17 protein-coding genes are annotated in these 21,594 nt (G+C 61.2%); 7 read left to right on the top strand and 10 right to left on the bottom strand.

What is annotated here, in order from left to right:
* Positions 1-36: 36 nt before the first annotated feature.
* From HHJ18_RS14150 to HHJ18_RS14140, 3 genes are read left to right on the top strand one after another with little or no spacing between them, the layout of a single operon-like run.
* Positions 37-618, top strand: coding sequence for a chemotaxis protein CheB (locus tag HHJ18_RS14150; protein ID WP_296916275.1), 582 nt, complete (start codon positions 37-39; stop codon positions 616-618).
* A gap of 17 nt (positions 619-635) precedes the next feature.
* Entirely contained in the window at positions 636-1,457 is an 822-nt protein-coding gene (locus tag HHJ18_RS14145; RefSeq protein WP_296916631.1) for a response regulator, read from the top strand.
* Positions 1,458-1,490: 33 nt separating this feature from the next.
* Positions 1,491-2,237: a Crp/Fnr family transcriptional regulator gene (locus tag HHJ18_RS14140; protein ID WP_296916273.1), complete on the top strand. Its 747-nt coding sequence runs from the start codon at positions 1,491-1,493 to the stop codon at positions 2,235-2,237.
* Positions 2,238-2,361: 124 nt separating this feature from the next.
* On the opposite strand, the gene HHJ18_RS14135 is transcribed toward HHJ18_RS14140, so the two are convergent.
* On the bottom strand, positions 2,362-3,447 hold the full coding sequence (locus HHJ18_RS14135; RefSeq protein WP_296916271.1) for a PA0069 family radical SAM protein: 1,086 nt from the start codon (positions 3,445-3,447) through the stop codon (positions 2,362-2,364).
* Between the two features lie 141 nt (positions 3,448-3,588).
* The gene (locus HHJ18_RS14130; RefSeq protein ID WP_296916269.1) at positions 3,589-6,573 is read right to left on the bottom strand and encodes a fused MFS/spermidine synthase; all 2,985 of its coding nucleotides are present in this window, start codon (positions 6,571-6,573) and stop codon (positions 3,589-3,591) included.
* Positions 6,574-7,239: 666 nt separating this feature from the next.
* Here HHJ18_RS14130 and HHJ18_RS14125 point away from each other — a divergent pair.
* Complete coding sequence (locus HHJ18_RS14125) at positions 7,240-8,325, top strand: hypothetical protein (protein WP_296916267.1); 1,086 nt, start codon at positions 7,240-7,242, stop codon at positions 8,323-8,325.
* A gap of 113 nt (positions 8,326-8,438) precedes the next feature.
* Here the strand turns inward: HHJ18_RS14125 and HHJ18_RS14120 are convergent, their stop codons facing one another.
* From HHJ18_RS14120 to HHJ18_RS14085, 8 genes are all read right to left on the bottom strand, one after another.
* A complete protein-coding gene (locus tag HHJ18_RS14120) occupies positions 8,439-9,524 on the bottom strand; it encodes an acyltransferase (protein ID WP_296916629.1) in 1,086 nt (361 codons plus the stop codon).
* Positions 9,525-9,595: 71 nt separating this feature from the next.
* A complete protein-coding gene (locus tag HHJ18_RS14115) occupies positions 9,596-10,549 on the bottom strand; it encodes a nitronate monooxygenase family protein (protein WP_296916266.1) in 954 nt (317 codons plus the stop codon).
* Between the two features lie 105 nt (positions 10,550-10,654).
* Complete coding sequence (locus tag HHJ18_RS14110) at positions 10,655-12,445, bottom strand: acyl-CoA dehydrogenase (RefSeq protein WP_296916264.1); 1,791 nt, start codon at positions 12,443-12,445, stop codon at positions 10,655-10,657.
* A gap of 95 nt (positions 12,446-12,540) precedes the next feature.
* Positions 12,541-13,473, bottom strand: a complete 933-nt coding sequence (locus HHJ18_RS14105; protein WP_296916262.1) for an FAD-binding protein — start codon at positions 13,471-13,473, stop codon at positions 12,541-12,543.
* Positions 13,474-14,223, bottom strand: a complete 750-nt coding sequence (locus HHJ18_RS14100) for an electron transfer flavoprotein subunit beta/FixA family protein (protein WP_296916261.1) — start codon at positions 14,221-14,223, stop codon at positions 13,474-13,476. It abuts the gene before it with no gap.
* Positions 14,224-14,389: 166 nt separating this feature from the next.
* Entirely contained in the window at positions 14,390-15,724 is a 1,335-nt protein-coding gene (locus HHJ18_RS14095) for a mechanosensitive ion channel domain-containing protein (RefSeq protein ID WP_296916259.1), read from the bottom strand.
* Positions 15,703-16,524 carry an enoyl-CoA hydratase gene (locus tag HHJ18_RS14090; RefSeq protein ID WP_296916257.1) on the bottom strand — a complete coding sequence of 274 codons (822 nt, stop codon included), beginning with the start codon at positions 16,522-16,524 and terminating at the stop codon, positions 15,703-15,705. Before HHJ18_RS14090 ends, HHJ18_RS14095 begins: the two co-directional genes overlap by 22 nt.
* 10 nt (positions 16,525-16,534) lie before the next feature.
* The gene (locus HHJ18_RS14085) at positions 16,535-17,488 is read right to left on the bottom strand and encodes a histone deacetylase family protein (protein ID WP_296916255.1); all 954 of its coding nucleotides are present in this window, start codon (positions 17,486-17,488) and stop codon (positions 16,535-16,537) included.
* A 41-nt stretch (positions 17,489-17,529) separates the two neighbouring features.
* Here HHJ18_RS14085 and HHJ18_RS14080 point away from each other — a divergent pair, with 41 nt between their 5' ends.
* The 3 genes from HHJ18_RS14080 (at position 17,530) to HHJ18_RS14070 (ending at position 21,583) form a co-directional block, all read left to right on the top strand.
* Positions 17,530-18,450, top strand: a complete 921-nt coding sequence (locus HHJ18_RS14080) for a MoxR family ATPase (RefSeq protein WP_296916627.1) — start codon at positions 17,530-17,532, stop codon at positions 18,448-18,450.
* 74 nt (positions 18,451-18,524) lie between these two features.
* Positions 18,525-19,535 carry a DUF58 domain-containing protein gene (locus HHJ18_RS14075; RefSeq protein ID WP_296916253.1) on the top strand — a complete coding sequence of 337 codons (1,011 nt, stop codon included), beginning with the start codon at positions 18,525-18,527 and terminating at the stop codon, positions 19,533-19,535.
* Complete coding sequence (locus HHJ18_RS14070) at positions 19,529-21,583, top strand: DUF3488 and transglutaminase-like domain-containing protein (RefSeq protein WP_296916251.1); 2,055 nt, start codon at positions 19,529-19,531, stop codon at positions 21,581-21,583. The genes HHJ18_RS14075 and HHJ18_RS14070 overlap by 7 nt, the downstream gene beginning before the upstream one ends.
* Positions 21,584-21,594: the final 11 nt, after the last annotated feature.

Raw genomic sequence — 21,594 nt, 5'->3', positions numbered from 1 at the left:
TTAAATGCCACGTTCGACCAATCAGAGGAGCCGTTGATGAAAAATTTCCCTATCGTTTGCGTCGGCGGTTCGGCCGGTGGCCTCGACGCCTATATTCGGCTATTGCAGAATCTTCCGGCTGACATGGGTGTGGCAATCGTGATCGTTAATCACATCACCATCATGCCGACCCAGCTTCATGAAGTTCTTCCTCGCTTCACAACCATGCCGGTTGATCTCATCACGGAAAGCTTGCTGATCGAGCCTAACCGTGTATTTATCATTCCGGCAAATCGGGATTTGCACATTGGCGACGGCGTTTTTCTTCTAAAACCCATATCAAAACCTCGGGGCTGGCCTGATGTCATCACGGTCTTCTTGCGCTCACTGACTGATTGCTGGGACGGTAAGCTTATTGCAGTTATCGTCTCCGGCTTTGACGGCGACGGGGCCGCCGCCTTGTGCGGCATCAGGGATGTAGGCGGCATCACCATCGCGCAAAAACTTAGTACGGCGAGCCAGCCAGACATGCCGGAAAGCGCCATTGCCAGTGGATGCATCGACTTTGTCCTGTCGCCAGAAGATATTGCGCAAGAAATTGTGCGAATTGCGCGTGGTGAAGTCAGCCCACACCAATAAAAAGGGAAACAATGACAATGGTTACTACCGTTGATATTCTTAAAGCCAACATCCTGATTGTTGACGACCAGGTCGCCAATGTGCAGTTGCTTGAGCAATTGCTGAGTGATACGGGCTACACCTGTGTTGCCTCGACCATGAATCCAGCGGGGGTTTGCGCGCTTCATGGAAAAAACCATTACGACCTGATTTTGCTCGACCTCAAGATGCCTGGCATGGATGGGTTCCAGGTCATGGAAGCCCTCAAAACCCAGGCCGCTGACAAATACCTCCCGGTCATCGTGCTGACTGCCGAGCCCGGTCACAAATTGCGCGCGTTGCAATCTGGTGCCAAGGATTTCATCAGCAAGCCGTTTGATCTGATGGAAGTCAAGACGCGCATCCACAACATGCTGGAAGTGCGGCTGTTGTACAAAAAACTTGAAAACTACAACCAGGCGCTAGAGCAAACGGTGCAGGAACGGACCGCCGAGTTACACGCAAGTGAATCTCGTTTTCGCAGCTTGACCGAGCTGGCCTCCGACTGGTACTGGGAGCAGAACGCGACGGGGGAATTCACCACCGTGTCTGGCCCGGTTCTGGAGATTCTGGGAATCCGGGTGACAGCGTTTTTTGGCGACCAAACCGATGACGAGATAACGGGCTGGAATGGGACCGAGCGAGAAGAGCTTCAGGCCATGATTGCGGCCCGCAGGCCCTTCCTGGATTTTCCATTCAGCCGCGTCAATGCCGATGGCTCAAACCAACAGTTTCGGGTAAGTGGGGAGCCGATGTTTGACAAGGCCTGCCGCTTCATTGGCTTTCGCGGCATCGGCGTGGAAACCACCGCGAAACCATAGCTCGAAAAAAAAGAAGGACGTTAGCGGTCAACGATGTCAATCCCCTTTTCACCACCCCACAGCCCGCGGCAGAATCATCTGCTGGCCGCCCTGCCGGAGGCGGCGTTCGAGCCCTTGCTTGCACATCTGGAATTGGTTCCCCTGTTGCTCGGTGATATTCTTTACTCACCGGGTGGACGGGTGCAGCACGCCTACTTTCCCACCACCGCCATCGTGTCGCTGCATTACGTCATGGCATCTGGCGCAACGACCGAAGCCGCAGGAGTGGGCAATGAAGGCGTGGTCGGCGTTTCACTGTTCCTCGGAGGAGACACCACGCCCAGTTCGGCCGTAGTGCAGACCGCAGGCCACGCCTACCGGCTGGAACGCCGCCTGCTCATGCAGGAATTCAAGCGTGCAGGCATGATGCAGCGTTTGTTGCTGCGCTATACCCAGGCACTCATCACCCAGATGACGCAGAGCACCGCCTGCAATCGGCACCATGTCGTGGAGCAGCAGCTCTGCCGCTGGCTGCTCATGGCCCTTGATAGAGTCCCCTCACTCGAATTGATCGTGACGCAGGAACAGGTCGCCAGCATGCTCGGTGTGCGCCGGGAAGCGGTGACAGAGGCCGCCGGGAAACTGCAGAATGCCGGTCTTATCAGTTACCGGCGTGGCCACATTACCGTTCTTGATCGGGCAGGACTTGAGACCAACGCATGCGAGTGCTATGCCGTGGTCAAGAAAGAATTGAACCGCCTGCTGTGCGATGAGCTCTACCGTTCTACCGGCATCCGATAATCGCGCCCGGCCAACGAACTCATCGCCTTCATGTTTTTTTGCACAAGCTGCAAGGCTCAAGGTCAAGCCAATCACCGAAAATATTGAGCCACCGTCTAGAAGAAACGCCGGGAATTTCAGCATCTCAAAAAAGGCTGCCCTGACCTGCTGCCGGCGGCCTGAACTGGCTCAAGTCCAGCTCAACGCGCTGGCGGTTAAAGCCCAGACGCTGGCAGGCTTTTTCAAAGCGCTGACCAATCAGTTCGGCCCACAGCCCACTGCCTTTCATGCGCGTGGCGAAATCGCTGTCGTAGTCCTGGCCTCCGCGCATATCGTGAATGCGCGCCATGATGCGGGCGGCGCGCTGCGGGTAATGCAGCGCCAGCCATTCCTTGAAAATTGGCGCGACCTCCCAAGGCAGGCGTACCACCGTGTAAAACGCGCTGCGCGCCCCGGCTTGCCACGCGGCCTGCAGCACTTGCTCCATGTCGTCGTTGACAAACGGTATTTGCGGCGCCACGCTGACGCCGACGGGAATGCCCAGAGCCGCCAGCGTTGCGATGGTGCGCAGGCGCCGCTGCGGCGCCGCGGCGCGCGGCTCCAGCTTGCGCGCCAGTTCGCCGTCAAGCGTGGTGATGGTTACGTAGACAGCGGCCAGCCTGTCAGCCGCCATGGTCGCGATCAGGTCCAGGTCGCGCTCGACACCGCTTGATTTGGTGACCAGTGAAAAAGGATGGCGCGCCTGCTGCAAGACCTCGATCACGCTGCGCGTCAGCCGCAACTCGCGCTCCACCGGCTGGTAGCAATCGGTGACCGAGCCGATGTTGAGCAGCTTGGGCAGGTAGCTGCGCTTGCCCAGATCGGCACGCAGCGCCTCGGCAATGTTGCGCTTGGCGATGATTTTGGTTTCAAAGTCCAGACCCGGCGACAAATTAAGGTAGCTGTGCGTGGGCCGCGCGTAGCAGTAGACACAGCCATGTTCGCAACCGCGGTACGGGTTGATGCTGTAGTCAAAAAAGATGTCGGGCGAGTCGTTGCGCGTGATCGCGCTGCGCGCGTTTTCCAACATCACTTCGGTCTGCAGCGGCACAGTGACGTTTGCGCCAATTTCTTCCAGGGTACCCCAGCCATCGTCATAGGCCTGGCGCGCCACTTTCTCAAAGCGGTGGGCCATGCGCGTGGCGCTGCCGCGGCCCTTGATGGCGCTGGGAGGAATGTGAAATTCGGTCATGGGCTTGCCCCTTGCAGTCACGCGCCGCTTCAAACTGATAGTTAATAACTGTTTATTTATACAGTATTTTTAAACCTCAGTTGTATGAAAGGTTGGCGGAACTCAGCCGCAGAAAGCAGCTGGCGCAAAAAAATCCGCGCTTCACACCCCGCTCCATGCCGCCATGATCTTGAACAACAGCGGCGGCGGGGTTTCGCCGTATAGCTGCGGCGCGAGGGTCTGCCAGATTTTTCTGGCCTCGGCAGCACGCTTGACAGACAGGTTGCCAAGCATTCCCAGCGCCAGCAGATAGCGCTTGCGGGCAGGCGTCGTATCCAGCCCGGCGCCCAGCAATGCGTCCACAGATCCCGCAATGCCTTGGCCATCGCGCTGTCCGACCGCGTCCATGAGATTGAGCCATAAACGTTCCGGCTGTTTGAGCATCGTCACGCACGCCAGCTTGCTGATGGCCTGCATCAGCCGGGCGTTTTCTTCAGGCCGCAGATAAGGGATCGCGTCAAAGGCAAAATTCAGCAGCGCATGGACTGCATCTCCGTTTGGCGGCGCGTTGCAGGCCTCGACGATTTGTGTCGCGCCCGCCACTGCGTTGTGCCAATCGCCTGGCCGCATGGCGGGCGGCATCGTCAAGGGGACTTGCATCAGCAGATCGCGCAGCACCATTGCACCCACGGCCGGGTGGGGTCGCTGCCAATGAGGGGCTGAAGACACGGAGGTTTCGCGCCATGGCAGACGGGCTCCCAGCATCTCGACCAGCGGCAGTGAGGCCATGGACAGATTGACCAGCTCAAAACTATTGGAGCCCATGAAGCGGTCACGGCTGGCATGCTGGTCAAGATAAGGGTAATAGTCCGAGTTGGCGGGCGTGGCCGATTTTGCCAGCCACGGCGCAAACAACTTTTTGCTGCCCAGCTTGCGGATAGCCAGATCCTGGGGCGTGATGATGTCCAGTCGTTTGAGCTCAGCGCGTAGCAGCGGCATGTCGGGCAGTGTGGCCGGGATTTCCGGCAAAGCGCCTTTCGGGGTGGCGATGATGACGGCGTCGCCGAAATTGGTCGCGTAAATGGCGTAGTCGCTAAAATTTTCGTCCAGTGCCTTCATCACGGACACGACCCGCTCCATATCGATCTCGTAAAGCTGCAGCCACTGCACGAACAGGCCGTCTTCGGCCAGATGACGTTTGAGCAGCCGGTAAAACTCCACCGAAAACAGGCCGGACACGCCGCTGACCCATGGGTTGGACGGTTCTGACACGATCAGGTCGTAGCGCTGCCTGTGGCTTGAAAAATAGGTCTTGGCATCCTCGATGATGATCTTGCTGCGCGGGTCGGCAAAAGCGCGGTGATTGCGCGCCTTGAAGGTTTTTGCGCCTTCGCGGACGGCAGGTTCAATTTCAATCGTATCGACGCCGGACACCGCAGCGGAGGCCAGCAGCGTATGCGTCGTCATGCCCGATCCAAGACCGATATTGGCCACGGTCCGGGTGTCGGGCTTGAGCACCAGGGGCAGCGCAGCAGCCAGAGCCATGGTGGTTTCGTCGATCTGATACGAATCCGGCTTGAGGTCGATGGAGGCATCGGCTTTTCCATTGGTACGCAATGCCAGGACGTTGTCGGCGCTGCGTGTCACCGCGATGCTGGAGGTCTTGCCGTCCTGATAGAAGGCGATGTCATTGATCCGTTTCAGGGTCTGGTTGTTGCGAAAAACGCCCGCCGCCATTTGTTTCTGATCGAGCCCGGTCAGGGAAAGGGCCACCGCAAGCAGAACGGCGGCGCTGAGCGCGCCTAGCGCACGCGGCGCGAGTCGTGGCGTCTGCCAGCGCCAGAGCAGATAGATCCCCAGCGCCATGTCGATGACTGCTCCGCTCACGATCAGGCCTTTCAGGCCAATGAGGGGCAGCCCCACATGCACCGCCAGCAGAACCCCGGCAATCGCACCCAAGGTGTTGGCGCTGTAAACAAAGCCGATGCTGCGCTCGCCAGTACCAGCCTTGATCAGGATGTGGGTGATCAGCGGCAGGGTCATGCCGGCAAAGAATGTGGCTGGCAGCATGATCACCGATGCGATGGCGTGGCTGGCCGCGTTAAACCCGTTGTAGCCGCTGCCGGTCTTGGGCAAGGCGGCAATCAGCCATTCCATGATGCCGAAAGACTGGCCGTAAAGCGGCAGCGTGGCGAGGGCCAACACGCCCATGGCAATCTGTATCCAGCCCAGCGTGCTCAGCGGGGCGGGGATGCTGTCGATCTTGCGGCTGACCCAGAGGCCGCCGAGGGCCAGGCCGGTGATGAAGGTGCTCAACATGAGCTCAAACGCATGGGTCGAGCTGCCCAGCACCAGGCTCAGCATGCGGATCCAGCTGATTTCGTAGGCGAATGACGAGAGGCCGGTCAGCAGGGCAACGCTTAGAAGCACGGGCAAAAATAAAGGGGCTGGCCGGGACCGCGTACTTAAAGGCAAAGGCACAGGCACAGGCAGGGACGCGGCATCGGCCTGCCTTTTGCACATTAGCCAGACCGCTGCGGCCAGGGCCAGGTTGATGGCGCCAGCCGCCATGACGGTTCCCGGCAAGCCAATCGCCTTGATCAGCCAGAAACCACTGGCCAATACGCCGATCGCCCCGCCGATGCTGTTGGCGAAGTAAAGCGTTGCAATGGTTTTTCCGCTGCTCTCGGGGAAGCGCCTGATCATGCCGGCGCTCATCAGCGGGAAAGTCATGCCGAGCAAGACGGATTGCGGCAGGATCAGCAGTGCCGCCAAGCTCCATTTGGCCAGCAGCACCCCAGCAGGCGCTCCGATGGCAGGGCTGACGCTGGTAAAAAACCAGTCTGTAAGAAACACGAAGCCGCCGGGAAAAACCATGGCGCAGAGCCCGACAATCCCTTCGACGGCGGCGTACCCGACCAGCAGATTGCGCCAGCGGCCGGACATCTTTGCGCACAGCCACGAACCCAACGCCATGCCGCCCATGAAGATGACCAACACCAGCGTCTGCGCGTAGGCAGCATGGCCGAGAAACAGCTTGAGGTAATGCGTCCAGATCGATTCGTAAATCAATCCAGAGAAGCCGGACAGTGCAAAGACAAGATAAAACAGGCTACGCGTCGGGCGAAATGGCGGAGCTGAAGTCATCTGTTCACCGTTTTATCTGATCGAGCTGGTTTTGTTGGTATTGGACAGCTCGTCAGAAAGTCGCAGGCTCTCGTCTGATCATGTGCTTTTTTAATTTTATCTACCTGCCCACCCGGAAAAATTCGCGAATTCCGTCTTCGAAATTAAGGCGGGACAGGCCGGCGTCGTTCAGGCGCCAGTTTGCTATTAATATAATAGCTGCTTGCGCCCGTCCCGTATGGGCTAGGGGCCTATTTACTTAAACAATGGGAATACGCAGGCAGGTTGACTCGCCGCGTTGCGCCTTTGCGCCTTCGCGCCTTTGGCGGCTTGGGATGGCGGCCTGGCATCCACGAAACGCTTTTTTTGCATCAAAGTGTGATGTCCTGCCCCTGCGCTGGCCTGCCACGCTATCGTATGGCCATGACTATCATCAAGCGTCTGGCAGCTGTTGTCGCGTCGGCGCTTGCGCTCGCGACGGCCCCCGAAGCGGGCGCATGGAAGCCACGCTCAGATTTACCACGTATGCCGGTCAAACCGCCGGCGGGCGCTCCGCCGCCACCCACGCCAGATCAAGCCAATGCAAGTGTTCAGCCGCCGCCCGTGGCGCTGACTCCCCGGCAGCTGAAAATTTTTGCATCGGTTCTTGTGCTTGCGACCGCTGCCTCAATGGGCGCATGGATGCTCATGCGCTCAGATTCATCAGCCCTGCCTGACAAACCTAAAACCAGTGGTTCGGCGCCGCAAGCCATGGCGCTGGAGCCCGGCCAGACCGCCGCTTGCCCCTTGCAGCCCGCTACGGTTGTGGCTGGCGAGAAAGACGGGCGGTTTCCTTTGCAGGCCGGTGTGGCTGGCTTGGTAGCGGCCGATATCGCGTCGTTCTTTGTCATTGGCAAGGAGGCCGTAGCCGCCGGCCGACCACGCGATGCTGAAGTTGCTTTCCTGATGGCATGCCAGGTTGCCGACAAGCTCAAGGGAATCGATTCGGTCGAATCTGCTCAGGCGAGGTACGAACTGGGCTCGCACTATGCGAGGCTTGCCCTTGACAACAGGTCCGTGACGGCGGCCAATGGCGCCGAACTGCGCAGCCGCGCCGAGCGCCTCTCGACGGACAGCTTGCAGCTGTATCACTTCAAATATGGGCAGGGCCGCGAGCAGTTGGCGCTTGCAAGCCAGGAACCGGTGCCGCCGCAGCAGACCTTGGCACAGGGGGAAAGCCTGCAGCCTGTGCCTGTGCCTGTACTTGCGCCTGTACTTGCGCCTGTGCTTGCGCTGGCCGCTCAAGAGAATGCAGGCCAGACCACCGAGCCAGTCATACCGGCGGCTAAAAGCACGCCAAACCCGCCTGAGCCAGTCGTGGCCCAAGCCCAGTCCCGCAAAGTCGTTGTCGCAAAGTCTGCTTCGCCTGCCCCGCAAGGGCCTAGAGCGGCAACGCGGCTCCGGCCAGGTTTCGATTGCACCAGGGCGCGCTCGATGTCCGAGAAGATGATTTGCTCCGACGCCGAACTTGCCCGGCTCGACCGCGAACTCGGCCGCCTGTATACAAGCGCGAGAAACGCGACGACCGACCGCGCGGCCTTCCGGCGCCAGCAAGACCAGGAGTGGCGCAGACGCGAGGCGCTATGCCAGGACCGCGAGTGCCTGCTGCGTTGGTATGCGCAACGACGCTATCAGCTGACAGCGGTTATAGAGCGGCGGGAACAGTGGCCACCCCAGGCGCCGCGCTGGGGCCGAATACCAGATGAAACGGCGGGTTTGTACAAGGGGCGTTAGGGCCGGCATGCAGAGTTAAGGCCCCTGGAGTCCTGCTGCGAAGGCGTAAAACTTGCTATTATTTTGATAGCTGCTTGCGCCCGTTTTCATTGGGCTAGAGGCATATTTTATAGCTACACCACATTCCTGCACTTCAACACACGGGACTGCAGTGCCCGCCGCGATTCAACGCCCCAATACAGCGCCGCGCCGGCCAGCAGCGACAGCGCGAAGGCGGTGAGCAAACCGATGGCGTTGGCCAGCAGCTGTGTCGGCCAGAAATGGCTAACCAGCGCATTGACCAGCAGGCCTACCGAAAAGTGAATCAGAAAAATTGAATATGACATTTTGCCGAGCAGCCCCAGTTGACGACGCGGCAGCCAGGTCATTGCCAGCGCAGTCCAGACGCGCTGCTGAAGCCCCACCAACACGAACGCGGTAACCAGCGCGACCACCAGCCTTCCCCTGAAATCCAGCGCCAGGGCGGCGGCGCCCAGCACGGCGATGACCAGCAGCCAGCGGCGGCCTGACCCGGTATTTGCTTTAACCGCCGTTGACGCCCAATAAGCCAGCATGCCCAAGGCGTAGTAGCCAAAGAAGTACAGCCCGGTCATGTCCAGCTCTTCTTCTGCGTTGAAGAACAACAGTGACAAGACGGCCAGCAGCAAAATTACCCCCAAACCCAGCGAACCCAGCGGCGCGGGCGCGCCTGGCCAGCGGCAGCGCAGCTGCCGTGTCGCGCTGAAAACCAGCACGCTCATGGCAAACAGCTGCAAATCGATGGCCACATACCAGATGCCGGCGGAAAGCGCTTCGAGGCCCAGCACATCTTGCAGCATAAACACATGGGCCAGCAGCTGCCACAGCGCCGGCGCATCGGGCACGGACGGGTGGTCAAACCACGGCCGCACCAGTGCGGCGACCAGCACGGTCACGGCCAGCGCCACCAGGCAGGGCTGCCCCAGGCGAAGATAGCGGCGAAAGATCAGGCGACCCGGCTGGCTGAATGCCGCCGCGCCCTGCGGCGCCAACGAACTGGCCGCCAGAAAGCCGCCGACCACCAAAAACACCTGGACCGCCATGCGGCCGTAATTAAACAGCCAGCTAGTGAGGCCAGGCACCAAGGGTTGAACCACGTCCCACATTGGGCCGTAAAAAACCAGGTGGTGCCAGATGATCATGACGCAGGCCAGGCCCTTGAGCGCGTCAACACCGCGCAGTCGCCCATCGGGCAGTTTTACAGGCAGGCAGCCGGGCGCCTGACCGGTGCGCTGGCCCGGGGTGTCGTCGGCTACGCAGCCACCCGTTGCCGCGCTTCCTGGTATTCGCGCCTGAGCTGGGTCACAAAAGCGGCGGTGCTTTGCACTTTACGCACCGAGCCTATACCCTGGCCGCAACCCCAGATGTCTTTCCAGGCCTTGGTTTTGTCGCTGCCAAAACTCATCTTGCTGGCATCGCTTTGCGGCAAGTCGTCGGGGTCCATTCCGGCGGCGCGTATCGACGGCGCCAGGTAGTTGCCGTGCACGCCGGTAAACAGGTTGCTGTAGACGATGTCGTCTGAACAGCCGTCAACAATCGCCTGCTTGTAGGCGTCCGATGCGTGTGCCTCGTCAGTGGCGATGAAGGCTGAGCCGATGTAGGCAAAGTCGGCGCCCATGGCTTGCGCGGCCAGCACGGCGCCGCCGGTTGAAATGGCGCCGGACAAGGCAATCGGGCCGTCGAACCACTGGCGAATTTCCTGAATCAGGGCAAACGGACTTTTAACGCCGGCGTGGCCACCAGCACCGGCGGCCACCGCCACCAGGCCGTCCGCGCCTTTTTCGATGGCCTTGTGCGCGTGGCGGTTGTTGATGATGTCGTGCAGCACCACGCCGCCGTAGCTGTGCGCCGCGGCGTTGATGTCTTCCCGGGCGCCCAGGCTGGTGATGATGATGGGCACCTTGAATTTCACGCACAGCGCCATGTCGTGCTCCAGCCGGTCGTTGGACTTGTGCACGATCTGGTTGATGGCAAAGGGCGCGGCCGGCTGCCCGGGGTGCGCCAGGTTGTAGTCGGCCAGCGTCTCGGTGATCTCGGCCAGCCAGTCTTCGAGCTGCGCCGCCGGCCGGGCATTGAGCGCGGGCATGGCGCCCACCACGCCGGCCTTGCACTGCTCGATCACCAGCCGGGGATTGCTGATGATGAACAGCGGCGAGCCGATGATGGGCAGCGGCAGGTGATTGAGTGCGCCTGGCAGTCGGGACATGGGAGCTCCGTGATCGAATTAAAGAAAGCGACGAAAAACCATCAAATAGCCGCCTAGCCCATATAGGACGGGCGCAAGCAGCTATTGTTTTGATAGCAAAGCGTTTTAGAAAGCTTCCAGCGCCAGGGCGTTGACGCTGCCTGCGCCTTCGACAATGCTGTCGCGCAGGCCGGGCGCCTTGGTCAGCAGGTGGTCGGCGTAGAAACGCGCCGTGGTGATTTTGGCTTGCATGAAAGCCGCGTCCACGCCCTGGGCCAGCTGCTTTTGGGCAGCCAGCAGCGAGCGCGCCATCTGCCAGCCTGCCAGCACGTTGCCAGCCAGCATGAGGTAGGGCACGCTGCCGGCAAACACTGCGTTCGGGTCGGTTTTGGTCGTGGCGGCGACAAATTCGACCACGTCGACAAAGGCCAGCCGAGCGGCTTTCAGGCGCTTGGCCACGGCCACCGCGTCGGCGCTGCCCTGCGCCAGCAATTCGTTTTCGGTTGCTTCGATCTGGCTGGCGATGCCCTTGGCCGTCTGGCCGCCGTCGCGCGCGGTTTTGCGGCCGATCAGGTCGTTGGCCTGGATCGCGGTTGTGCCTTCATAGATCGTCAAAATCCGGGCATCGCGGAAATATTGCGCGGCGCCGGTTTCCTCGATGAAACCCATGCCGCCATGCACCTGCACGCCGAGCGAGGTGACTTCCTGGCTCATTTCGGTGCTGTAGCCCTTGACCAGCGGCACCAGGAATTCGTAGAAAGCCAGGTTTTGCTTGCGCACATCGGCGTCGGGATGATGATGCGCCCCGTCGTAAGCGGCGGCGGCCACCGCGGCCATGGCGCGGCAGCCTTCGGTGTAGGCGCGCATCGTCATCAACATGCGTTTGACGTCGGGGTGGTGAACGATGGGCGCGCTGGCCTTGATGGAACCATCGACCGGGCGGCTTTGCACGCGGTCCTTGGCAAAGCTGGCGGCCTTTTGATAGGCGCGCTCGGCAATCGCGATGCCTTGCACGCCGACGGCGTAGCGCGCCGCGTTCATCATGATGAACATGTATTCAAGGCCACGATTTTCCTCGCCGACGATGTAGCCGGCAGCGCCGCCGTGGTCGCCAAACTGCAGCACCGCCGTGGGCGAAGCCTTGATGCCCAGCTTGTGCTCGATGCTGACGCAGTGCACGTCGTTGCGCTGGCCCAGCGACAGGTCTGGATTAACCAGGAACTTGGGAACGACAAACAGGCTGATGCCCTTGACGCCCTCGGGCGCCCCGCTCACGCGGGCCAGCACCAGGTGGACGATGTTCTCGGCCATGTCATGCTCGCCGTAGGTGATGTAAATCTTGGTGCCGAACACCTTGTAGCTGCCGTCCGCCTGCGGCTCGGCGCGGCTGCGCACGGCGGCCAGGTCAGAGCCGGCCTGCGGCTCGGTCAGGTTCATGGTGCCGGTCCACTGGCCGCTGACCAGCTTTTCAAGGTAGACCGCTTTCAGTTTGTCGGAGCCCGCCGTCAGCAGCGCTTCAATGGCGCCGTCGGTCAGCATCGGGCACAAGGCAAAACTCATGTTGGCCGAGTTGAGCATTTCACCGCAGGCCGCGCCAATGGTTTTGGGCAGGCCCTGGCCGCCAAAGTCGCTCGGGTGCTGCAAGCCCTGCCAGCCGCCTTCGACGTACTGCCTGAAGGCTTGCTTGAAGCCGGGGGTAGTGGTGACCACGCCGTCTTTCCAAGTCGATGGATTCTTGTCGCCTTCCCAGTTCAGCGGCGACAGCACGCCTTCGCTGAATTTGGCGCACTCTTCCAGCACGGCTTCGGCCGTGTCAAATCCGGCTTCTTCAAACCCCGGGATTTGAGCAATCTGATCGATATTGGCCAGATGCTTGATGTCAAACAGCATGTCTTTGAGGGGGGCTTTGTAGGTCATTTTTTTCTCCAGTTTCAATCATCGGCTGCCCTTCATGACAGGCAGTTCAGATAAAAAAAAGGCGTCCTTCAAGACGCCTTTTAGCTGTTTTTTCTTTAAAGCGCCGCTACCAGTTCCGGCACAGCCGTGAACAAATCGGCCTCCAGCCCATAGTCAGCGACGCTGAAAATCGGCGCTTCAGGGTCTTTGTTGATGGCCACAATGACCTTGGAATCCTTCATGCCGGCCAGATGCTGGATCGCGCCGCTGATGCCGGCCGCGATGTAGAGCTGCGGCGCCACGATCTTGCCGGTCTGCCCGACTTGCCAGTCATTGGGGGCGTAGCCCGCATCCACCGCCGCGCGCGAGGCGCCTAGCGCGGCACCTAGCTTGTCGGCCAGCGGCGTCAGGACTTCATTGAATTTCTCGCTGGAGCCCATGGCGCGGCCACCGGAAACGATGATTTTGGCAGCGGTCAGTTCAGGCCGGTCGCTTTTGGCGATTTCTGCGCTGACGAATGAAGATTTTCCGCTGTCGGCCATGCCGTCCAGCTTCTCAATGGCGGCCGATCCGCCGGTGCTGGCGGCCGCATCAAAGCCGGTCGTGCGAACGGTTATGACTTTGATCGCATCCAGGCTTTGCACGATGGCAATGGCGTTGCCGGCGTAGATGGGGCGCTCAAAGGTATCGATGGCGTCGACCTTGGTTACGTCGGATATTTGCGCGACATCCAGCAGAGCGGCCACGCGGGGCGCAATGTTTTTGCCTGAAGCCGTTGCGGGAAACAGGATGTGCGAATAGCTGGCCGCCATCGCCAGCACCTGCGCGGCCATGTTTTCAGCCAGGCCGTGGGCGAATTGCTCGCCCTCGACGTGTATGACCTTGGCCACGCCAGCGATCTGGCTGGCGGCCTGGGCCGCCGCTTCGGCGCCCAGGCCGGCAACCAGCACATGCACATCGCCACCGCATTGGGCGGCCGCGGTCACGGTATTGAGGGTGGCGGGCCGGATGCTCGCGTGGTTGTGTTCAGCAATTACAAGTGCGGTCATTTAGATCACCTTCGCTTCGTTTTTGAGTTTGTCCACCAGGGCGGCGACGTCTGCCACCTTGACACCGGCGCTGCGCTTGGGCGGCTCGCTGACCTTCAGGGTCTTGATGCGTGGCTTGACGTCGACACCCAGCTCTTCCGGCTTGAGATTTTCAAGCTGCTTTTTCTTGGCCTTCATGATGTTGGGCAGCGTGACGTAGCGCGGCTCATTGAGCCGAAGATCGGTGGTGATGACGGCCGGCAACGTCAGCGAAAGCGTTTCCGAGCCGCCATCGACTTCACGCGTTACCTTGGCAACGCCACCTTCGACCTCGACCTTGGAGGCAAAAGTGGCTTGCGGCCAGCCCAGCAAGGCTGCCAGCATCTGGCCGGTCTGGTTGCAGTCGTCATCGATCGCCTGTTTGCCCAGAATCACCAGTTGCGGCTGTTCTTTGTCGACCAGCGCTTTAAGCAGCTTGGCCACAGCCAGCGGCTGCAGCTCCTCTAAGGTTTCGACCAGAATGGCGCGGTCTGCGCCAATCGCCATGGCGGTACGCAAGGTCTCCTGGCACTGCAGCACACCGCAGCTGACGGCGATGACTTCGGTAACGACGCCCTTTTCCTTGAGCCGTGTCGCCTCTTCAATCGCGATCTCGTCAAAGGGGTTCATGCTCATTTTGACGTTGGCAATGTCAACTCCCGAACCATCTGATTTGACGCGGACTTTGACGTTGTAGTCGACTACACGTTTGACGGGTACCAAGACCTTCATTGCAGGGCTCCAGAGTTGATTAATTGACGTTGACGTAAACGTAAGGGTAACTTTGCATTCTATGCTGCGGACTTTGACAGAGCGCACGCTGCATCAATGACGAGAAGTTTAGCTTCCTGAAATGCAAAAACGAACGATCGTTCTATTTAATTATAGTGGACCAGCTTCAAGCACCCGGCAGCGCGACCACCTCGGCGACTTGCGGGCTGCTGACTGTGTGAATGACGCGCTGCGGAAACGGAATTTCAATGCCGTGCTCACGCAGCGATTTGAGGATGGCAATATTGACCCGCGAGCGCAGGTTCTGCTGGCCGTTTTCCGGGTCTGTCATCCAGTAGTTCAGCGTAAATTCCAGCCCATCGGCGCCAAAATTGGTCAGATTGACGCCGGGTTCTGGGTCGCGCACCACGCGGTCCTGCAGCAGCGCCGCCTCGTTGAGCAAACGCATCACCAGGTCGATGTCGCTGTCATAACCCACCGACACCACGGTGGACTGCAGTACCCGGCTATCGGTCAGCGACAGATTTTCAACGCGGTTATTGATGAACATCTCGTTGGGCACGATGGATTCCCGGCCAGAGGTCGCGCGTATCACCGTGTAGCGCGCATTGATGTCGGTGATGCGCCCTTCAAAGTCCTCGATGCGCACGTTGTCGCCAATGCGCACACTGCGTTCAGCCAGCATGACAAAACCGCTGACATAACTGGCGGCGAGTTTTTGCAGGCCAAAACCAACGCCCACGCCAATCGCGCCGCCCAGTACCGACAGGGCCCGCAGGTCAATGCCGACTGACGAAAGCGCCAGCAGCAAGCCAACAAACATCAACACAGCGCGCGTTGCGTTGCTGACCGCCTTGCGCAAGGACAACTCGCCGCCGGTGGCCGAACGCAGCACACGGGCCTCAATGGCCGATGAGATCCAGAGCGTGATCAGCAGCACCACACCGGCGGTCAGCGCGCCTTCCAGCATGGTGCGCACCGAGATTTTCGAGCCGCCGACCTTCCAGGTGATGTTGTCCAGTTCCTCCAGAATCACCGGCAGCAGGCCGCTGATCCACAGCACCATGGCAATCCAGGCGAGCCAGGAAATCGTTCGCTCCAGCATCCGCACCACCGGTGCTGTTTTAAACGCCGCCTGCAGCACTTTTACGCCCAGGCGAATCACCGCCAGCGCCAGCAGCACCGGAATCGCCACCTTGAACACCGCCAGCGGCAGCAGCGGCGCCAGCAGCGCCTGGGCCGCATAGGCCAGCGACAACAGCAGCAAGGGAAACAGCACGCCATCGATCAAGCGCCGGCCAAAAAGAATCGACGATTCGTCGGCCCAGCGGCGCGCGCGGTGCGCCAGCAGCGTACCCACCCAGGCCAGCAAAACACAGGCGCAAAGCGCCGCCAGTTCGGTTAAAGCGGTGGGTTGGGTCAGTGCGGCAAACCAGGCATCCAGGCTGTCAAATCGGGCCGAAGAAGGAAGACCAAGATTCAGGGCGCCGGCTTTGGCCATTGCGGCTTCCTTTTGTCGATGAAGGCTTGCACGCCCTCCTGTGCCACGGGATGAATCATGTTGCAGGCCATGGCCTGGCCTGCCAGTTGGTAAGCGGCCTCGACGCCGGTTTCGCGCTGCCGGTAAAAAAGCGCCTTGCCGATGGCGACGGCCTCGCGCGGTTTGGAGAGCAGCGCCTGCAGCAGTTTTTCGACCTCTGCGTCGAGCGCATCGAGCGGCACAACGCGGTTGACCAATCCTCTGGCGCGCGCCTCGTCAGCCGTGATGAACTCGCCCGTCAGCAGCATTTCCATGGCCTGCTTGGCCGGCATATTGCGCACCAGCGGCACGCTAGGTGTGGCGCAAAATAGGCCCACATCAATGCCGTTGACGCCAAAGCTGGCGCCACTCGCAGCGACCGCCAAGTCACATTGCGCCACCAGCTGGCAACCGGCGGCAGTCGCCAGCCCCTGCACCCGGGCAATCACCGGAACCGGCAGCTGCTGAATGCTGAGCATCATGCGCGTGCATTGGGCAAACAGCTTCTGGTAGTAGGCCAGCTCCGGGTGGGCGCGCATTTCCTTGAGATTGTGGCCGGCGCAAAAGGCCTTGCCTTGCGCCGCCACCACCACGGCGCGCGCCGACGGGTCAAGCGCAACGGCATCGAGCGCGGCTTGTAGCGCTGCCAGCAGGTCTTCACTGAGTGCGTTGAAAGTGCTGGCCCGGTTCAGCGTGAGGGTGTGAACGCCCCGCGCGTCGTGCGTGTGGAGTACTGGCTGCTGAAGAACCGGCTGCGCCAGTTCGGTGGACGATGCACGCATCAAAACCCCCCTACAAATCGGCCAACACGCGGATATGCGCTTCGACGCTGCGCCCCAGCGCACTGAGGTTGTAGCCGCCCTCCAGCGAGGACACGATGCGGCCCTTGGCGTAGCGTTTGGCCACGTCCTTGATGCGCTGCGTGATCCAGGCGTAGTCCTGCTCGACCAGGCCCAGCTGGCCCAGATCGTCTTCGCGGTGCGCATCAAAACCGGCGCTGATGAAGATCATTTGCGGCTTGAACTCTTCGAGGCGCGGAATCCACACCATCTCGATCAGTTCGCGCACGTCCATGCCCTTGGTGTAGGCCGGCACCGGCAGGTTCACCATATTGCTGGCGTGCCCGTCAAAGCCGCTGAAGGGATAAAACGGATGCTGGAAAAAACTCACCATCAGCACCCGCTCATCGCCGCTGAGGATGTCTTCGGTGCCGTTGCCGTGGTGCACGTCAAAGTCAACCACTGCCACGCGTTTGAGGCCGTGGCGCTCCAGTGCGTATTTGGCGGCAATGGCGACGTTGTTGAAAAAGCAAAATCCCATGGCCTTGTCGTGGCAGGCGTGGTGGCCGGGCGGACGCACAGCGCAAAAAGCGTTCTCCATTTCGCCGGCCATCACGCTGTCGGTGGCGGCAATAACGGCGCCGGCCGCGCGCAACGAGGCGTTCCAGGTGTGCACATTGAGCGAGGTATCCGGATCGATCTGGGCATAGGCAGGTCCGCCCGCCTGAATGTCATCGGCCAAGCCGTCGCTCAGGCCGCGCAGCGCCGCCACCATCATGCGGCCATGCGCCAGCTCAATGTCGGCCAGTGGCGCCAGCGGGGCTTCGCGCCGCTGCAGCGCGTCGCCCACGCCGCTAATCAGCAGCCGGTCTTCAATGGCATCGAGCCGCTCCGGGCACTCCGGGTGGCCAGGTCCCATTTCATGCAGGCGACAGTCTTTGTGCGTGAAATAACCAGTGGCGTTCATGGCAGTAAATTTTTACGAAAAATTACGTTATGGTTGACAACATGCACGTCAAAGAAAAACTTCAAACGCTTCTTAAACAGCTTAACACGGTCATTGTCGGCAAGCCATCACAAGTGCAAGACTGCGTGGCCTGCCTGCTCGCGGGCGGCCATCTGCTGATTGAAGATGTGCCGGGCGTCGGTAAAACCACGCTGGCTCACGCGCTGTCGCGCTCTTTCGGCCTGCAGTTTTCACGGGTGCAGTTCACCGCTGATTTGATGCCCAGCGACTTGAGTGGCATCTCGATTTACGAGCGGCAAAAGGAAAGTTTTGTGTTTCACCCCGGGCCGGTCTTTGCTCAGGTGCTGCTAGCTGACGAAATCAACCGCGCCAGCCCCAGAACCCAGAGTGCGCTGCTCGAAGCCATGGAAGAAAAGCAGGTCACTGTCGAGGGCGAAACCCGACCGCTGCCGCTACCGTTTTTTGTCATCGCCACGCAAAACCCGCACGACCAGCTCGGCACCTACGCCCTGCCCGAATCGCAACTTGACCGCTTTCACATGCGCATTTCGCTGGGCTACCCGGACCGTGCCGCAGAACGCCAACTGCTTCAGGGCAGCGACCGGCGCGACATGGTGGAGCACTTGCCAATGCTGCTGGTGCCGCACGACCTGCTGGAACTGCAGCAACTGGTGCAGCAGGTTCATGCCGCGGAGCCGCTGCTCAACTACCTGCAGGATTTGATTGCAGCGACGCGCTCGGGCCGCTGGTTTTTGCAGGGGCTGAGCCCGCGTGCCGGCATCGCCATCATGCGGGCCGCGAAAGCGCAGGCCTTTTTAAGTGGGCGCGACTATGTCGCACCCGATGACATTGCGGCGGTATTGCCGCAAACCGCTGCGCACCGCCTGGTTCCCGTCAGTGACGCCGGCCGTGGCCCGGTCGAGCAGGTACGCGCCATGCTGGACGCCGTGCCGCTTGCATGACTGCGCGGGCGCAAAGAGGCAGGGCAACCGCTGCGGTCGCAGACGGCGCCACAGCGCGCGGCGCAACAGACGAAGTGGCAAGCGTGTGGATCACCGTCCAGAACTGGTTTGAGTCCCGTCTGCCACTCAGCGACAGCGTCACGCTAACCCAGCGCACGGTCTACATCCTGCCGACGCGCGCCGGGCTGATGCTGGGCCTGACTCTGCTGGTGCTGCTGATCGCCTCCATCAATTACCAGCTCAACCTAGGCTACCTGCTGACGTTCTTGCTGGCCGGCTGCGCGCTGGTGGGCATGCATGTCTGCCACGCCACGCTGCGCGGACTTGCTATGACTTTAATAGCGCCAAACGCCCGTCAAGCAAGGGCTACAGCCATTATTAAAGTAAAACTTACGAATGAGAGGCGCTCCCCGCGCCACGGTATTGGCCTGCGCGTGCTCAACCCCCTTGACGCGAACGGCAAAAAAAACAGCGAGCGCAACTGGGCCTGGACCGACGTACCGGCGCAAGGCAGCAGCGTGGTCCAAGTGGCTTTCACGCCAACCCGGCGCGGCCTGCACCGATTGCCGACGTTGATCGCCGAAACCCGCTTTCCGCTGGGCACCTTCCGGGTCTGGTCGGTCTGGCGGCCGGCGGCTCACATGTTGGTCTACCCCGCGCCGGAAGCCATGCCGCCGCCCCTGCCAGCGGGCGAACCGCGTGCCGCTGGCGCCAGCGCTGCGGCGCGCGCGCAAAACAGCGGGGAATTTGACGGCATCCGGGCCTACCGGCGCGGCGACCCGATGAAACTGGTGATCTGGAAGAAGGCTGTGAACGCCATGAATGCAAGCCAGCAGACGGCAGGTTATGACAGCGGCTTGCTGGTGCGCGACGCCCAGCAGACCCAGCGCCATGAGCTCTGGCTCGATTTCATGCAGGCCGGCACTTTTGACACCGAGAAAAAGCTGTCACGGCTGTGCGCCTGGGTGCTGCGCGCCGACACGCTGGGGCTGGACTATGGCCTGCGCCTGCCCGCGCTGCAGATCCGACCGGCTAGCGGCGAAGCCCACAAACGGCGATGCCTGGAAGCGCTGGCGCTGTGCTAAAACTAGCCCTGATCAAGCTGCGCCAGCTGCCGCGTGATGGCCGCGACACGCTGTTTTTGCTGGCTGTAATTGCCTGGGTGCTGCTGCCACAGGCCGGTAATTTGCCGCTGTGGTGCAGCATCGGGGCGCTGGCTGTCTTGCTTTGGCGCGGCTGGCTGGCGCTGCAGGCGCGGCCCTTGCCAAGCCGATGGTGGTTGCTGGCCTTGCTGGCCGTGACCATAGCCGCCACGTATGCCTCCCACCGTACGCTGCTCGGGCGCGACGCCGGCGTCACCCTGCTGGTGGTGCTGCTGACGCTCAAGACGCTGGAACTGCGCGCCAGGCGCGATGCCTTCGTGGTGTTTTTTCTCGGCTTTTTTTGCATGCTGAGCAATTTTTTCTACTCGCAGTCTTTGCTGGTGGCATTCAGCATGCTGCTGGGGCTGCTGGGTTTGCTGACGGTTTTGGTCAATGCCCACATGCCAGTCGGCAAACCACCGCTGGCCCAGGCCGCCAAAACCGCTGGCTGGATGACCCTGCTGGGCGCGCCCGTCATGCTGGTGTTGTTTTTGCTGTTTCCGCGACTGGCCCCCTTGTGGGGCGTGCCGAGCGACGCCATGACCGGCCGCAGCGGCCTGAGCGACAGCATGCAGGTGGGCAGCATCGCCAGCCTGGCGCTGGACGACAGCGTGGCCATGCGGATCAAATTCGAGGGCGAGGCACCGCAGCAACGCGATCTTTATTTCCGCGGACCCGTACTGTCGCGCTTTGACGGGCGCGACTGGCGGCCAGCGCGTTTCAGTTCGTTCTCTTCTTACGGCGGTGCTGGCAGTGCAGGAAGTGCCGGTGCCAACCTGGCAGTCTCGGGCGCACCAGTCAGCTACGAAGTCACGCTGGAGCCGACCAGCCGGCCCTGGCTTTTTGTGATGGAAGCGGCCACGCAAATCCCTGCCCTGCCTGGCTACCAAAGCGCGATGCAGGCCGACCTGCAGTGGCTGGTCAGCCGCCCCATCACCGACCTGGTGCGCTACAAGGCGCAAAGCTACCCCGCCTTCAGCCATGGCCCGGCCCAGCCCGTGCTAGCGCTGCGCGAGTTCGTCGAACTGCCGCCCGGCTTTAACCCGCGCACGTTGGCGCTGGCCAGTGAGCTACGCCGTGACCCGCGCCATGCCAACGCCGGCACGGCCGAGCTGGTACAGCTCGTGCTGCAGCGCTTGCGCAGCGGCGGCTTTAGCTACACGCTGGAGCCCGGCGTGTACGGCCAGCATACGGCTGACGAATTCTGGTTTGACCGCAAGGAAGGTTTTTGCGAGCACATCGCCTCCAGCTTCGTCATTTTGATGCGTGCCATGGACATTCCAGCGCGCATCGTCACCGGCTACCAGGGTGGCGAGCGCAATGCCGTCGACGGTTTCTGGGTGGTGCGGCAAAGCGACGCGCACGCCTGGGCAGAGGTCTGGCAGGCAGGTGTGGGTTGGGTCCGGGTCGATCCGACCTCGGCCGTGGCGCCAGGGCGTACCGGCGCCTTCCAGCGCCTTGCCGCGCCGCAAGGTCTGGTGGCGCAGGCCTTCGGCAACTTCAGCCCCACGCTGTCGGCGCAACTGCGCGCCGCCTGGGAAGCGCTCAACAACGGCTGGAATCAGTGGGTACTCAACTACACCCAGGGCAAGCAGCTCAACTTATTAAAGAACATCGGTTTTAAGTCACCTAGCTGGGCCGATTTGAGCTACCTGTTGCTGGCCATCCTAGTGCTGGCCGCACTAACCGGCGCAGCCTGGACCTTGTGGGAGCGCGCCCAGCATGACCCGTGGCTGCGTCTGCTGGCGCGGGCGCGCAAGCGGCTGGCGCAAGCCGGCATTGCCAGCACAGAGTCAAGCACGCCGCGCCAATTGGCCCTGCAGTTGGCGACACGAGTTGGTCAACCAGGTGGCCAACGGCAGGCGCTGCATGACTGGCTGATGACGCTGGAGCGACAGCGTTATGCCAACCCCGCGGCCAGCCGGTCAGTCGAGCGACAGCAGCTCAAACTGTTGAGGCGGCAATTCAGCCGCCTGGTGTGGCCCGTTTAAAATTGGGCTGC

The organism is Polaromonas sp. (assembly GCF_012927455.1).
GTDB lineage: Bacteria > Pseudomonadota > Gammaproteobacteria > Burkholderiales > Burkholderiaceae_C > Polaromonas.
The sequence above is the reverse complement of the archived record's forward strand: the minus strand, read 5'-3'. Positions and strand labels throughout refer to the sequence as shown.

What these genes read in the sequence shown, in the direction of transcription:
- HHJ18_RS14150 (WP_296916275.1), top strand. Translation starts at nt 37, where the DNA reads ATGAAAAATTTCCCTATCGTTTGCGTCGGCGGTTCGGCCGGTGGCCTC.
- HHJ18_RS14145 (WP_296916631.1), top strand. Translation starts at nt 636, where the DNA reads ATGGTTACTACCGTTGATATTCTTAAAGCCAACATCCTGATTGTTGAC.
- HHJ18_RS14140 (WP_296916273.1), top strand. Translation starts at nt 1,491, where the DNA reads ATGTCAATCCCCTTTTCACCACCCCACAGCCCGCGGCAGAATCATCTG.
- HHJ18_RS14135 (WP_296916271.1), bottom strand. Translation starts at nt 3,447, where the DNA reads ATGACCGAATTTCACATTCCTCCCAGCGCCATCAAGGGCCGCGGCAGC.
- HHJ18_RS14130 (WP_296916269.1), bottom strand. Translation starts at nt 6,573, where the DNA reads ATGACTTCAGCTCCGCCATTTCGCCCGACGCGTAGCCTGTTTTATCTT.
- HHJ18_RS14125 (WP_296916267.1), top strand. Translation starts at nt 7,240, where the DNA reads ATGCGCTCAGATTCATCAGCCCTGCCTGACAAACCTAAAACCAGTGGT.
- HHJ18_RS14115 (WP_296916266.1), bottom strand. Translation starts at nt 10,549, where the DNA reads ATGTCCCGACTGCCAGGCGCACTCAATCACCTGCCGCTGCCCATCATC.
- HHJ18_RS14110 (WP_296916264.1), bottom strand. Translation starts at nt 12,445, where the DNA reads ATGACCTACAAAGCCCCCCTCAAAGACATGCTGTTTGACATCAAGCAT.
- HHJ18_RS14105 (WP_296916262.1), bottom strand. Translation starts at nt 13,473, where the DNA reads ATGACCGCACTTGTAATTGCTGAACACAACCACGCGAGCATCCGGCCC.
- HHJ18_RS14100 (WP_296916261.1), bottom strand. Translation starts at nt 14,223, where the DNA reads ATGAAGGTCTTGGTACCCGTCAAACGTGTAGTCGACTACAACGTCAAA.
- HHJ18_RS14095 (WP_296916259.1), bottom strand. Translation starts at nt 15,724, where the DNA reads ATGGCCAAAGCCGGCGCCCTGAATCTTGGTCTTCCTTCTTCGGCCCGA.
- HHJ18_RS14090 (WP_296916257.1), bottom strand. Translation starts at nt 16,524, where the DNA reads ATGCGTGCATCGTCCACCGAACTGGCGCAGCCGGTTCTTCAGCAGCCA.
- HHJ18_RS14085 (WP_296916255.1), bottom strand. Translation starts at nt 17,488, where the DNA reads ATGAACGCCACTGGTTATTTCACGCACAAAGACTGTCGCCTGCATGAA.
- HHJ18_RS14080 (WP_296916627.1), top strand. Translation starts at nt 17,530, where the DNA reads ATGCACGTCAAAGAAAAACTTCAAACGCTTCTTAAACAGCTTAACACG.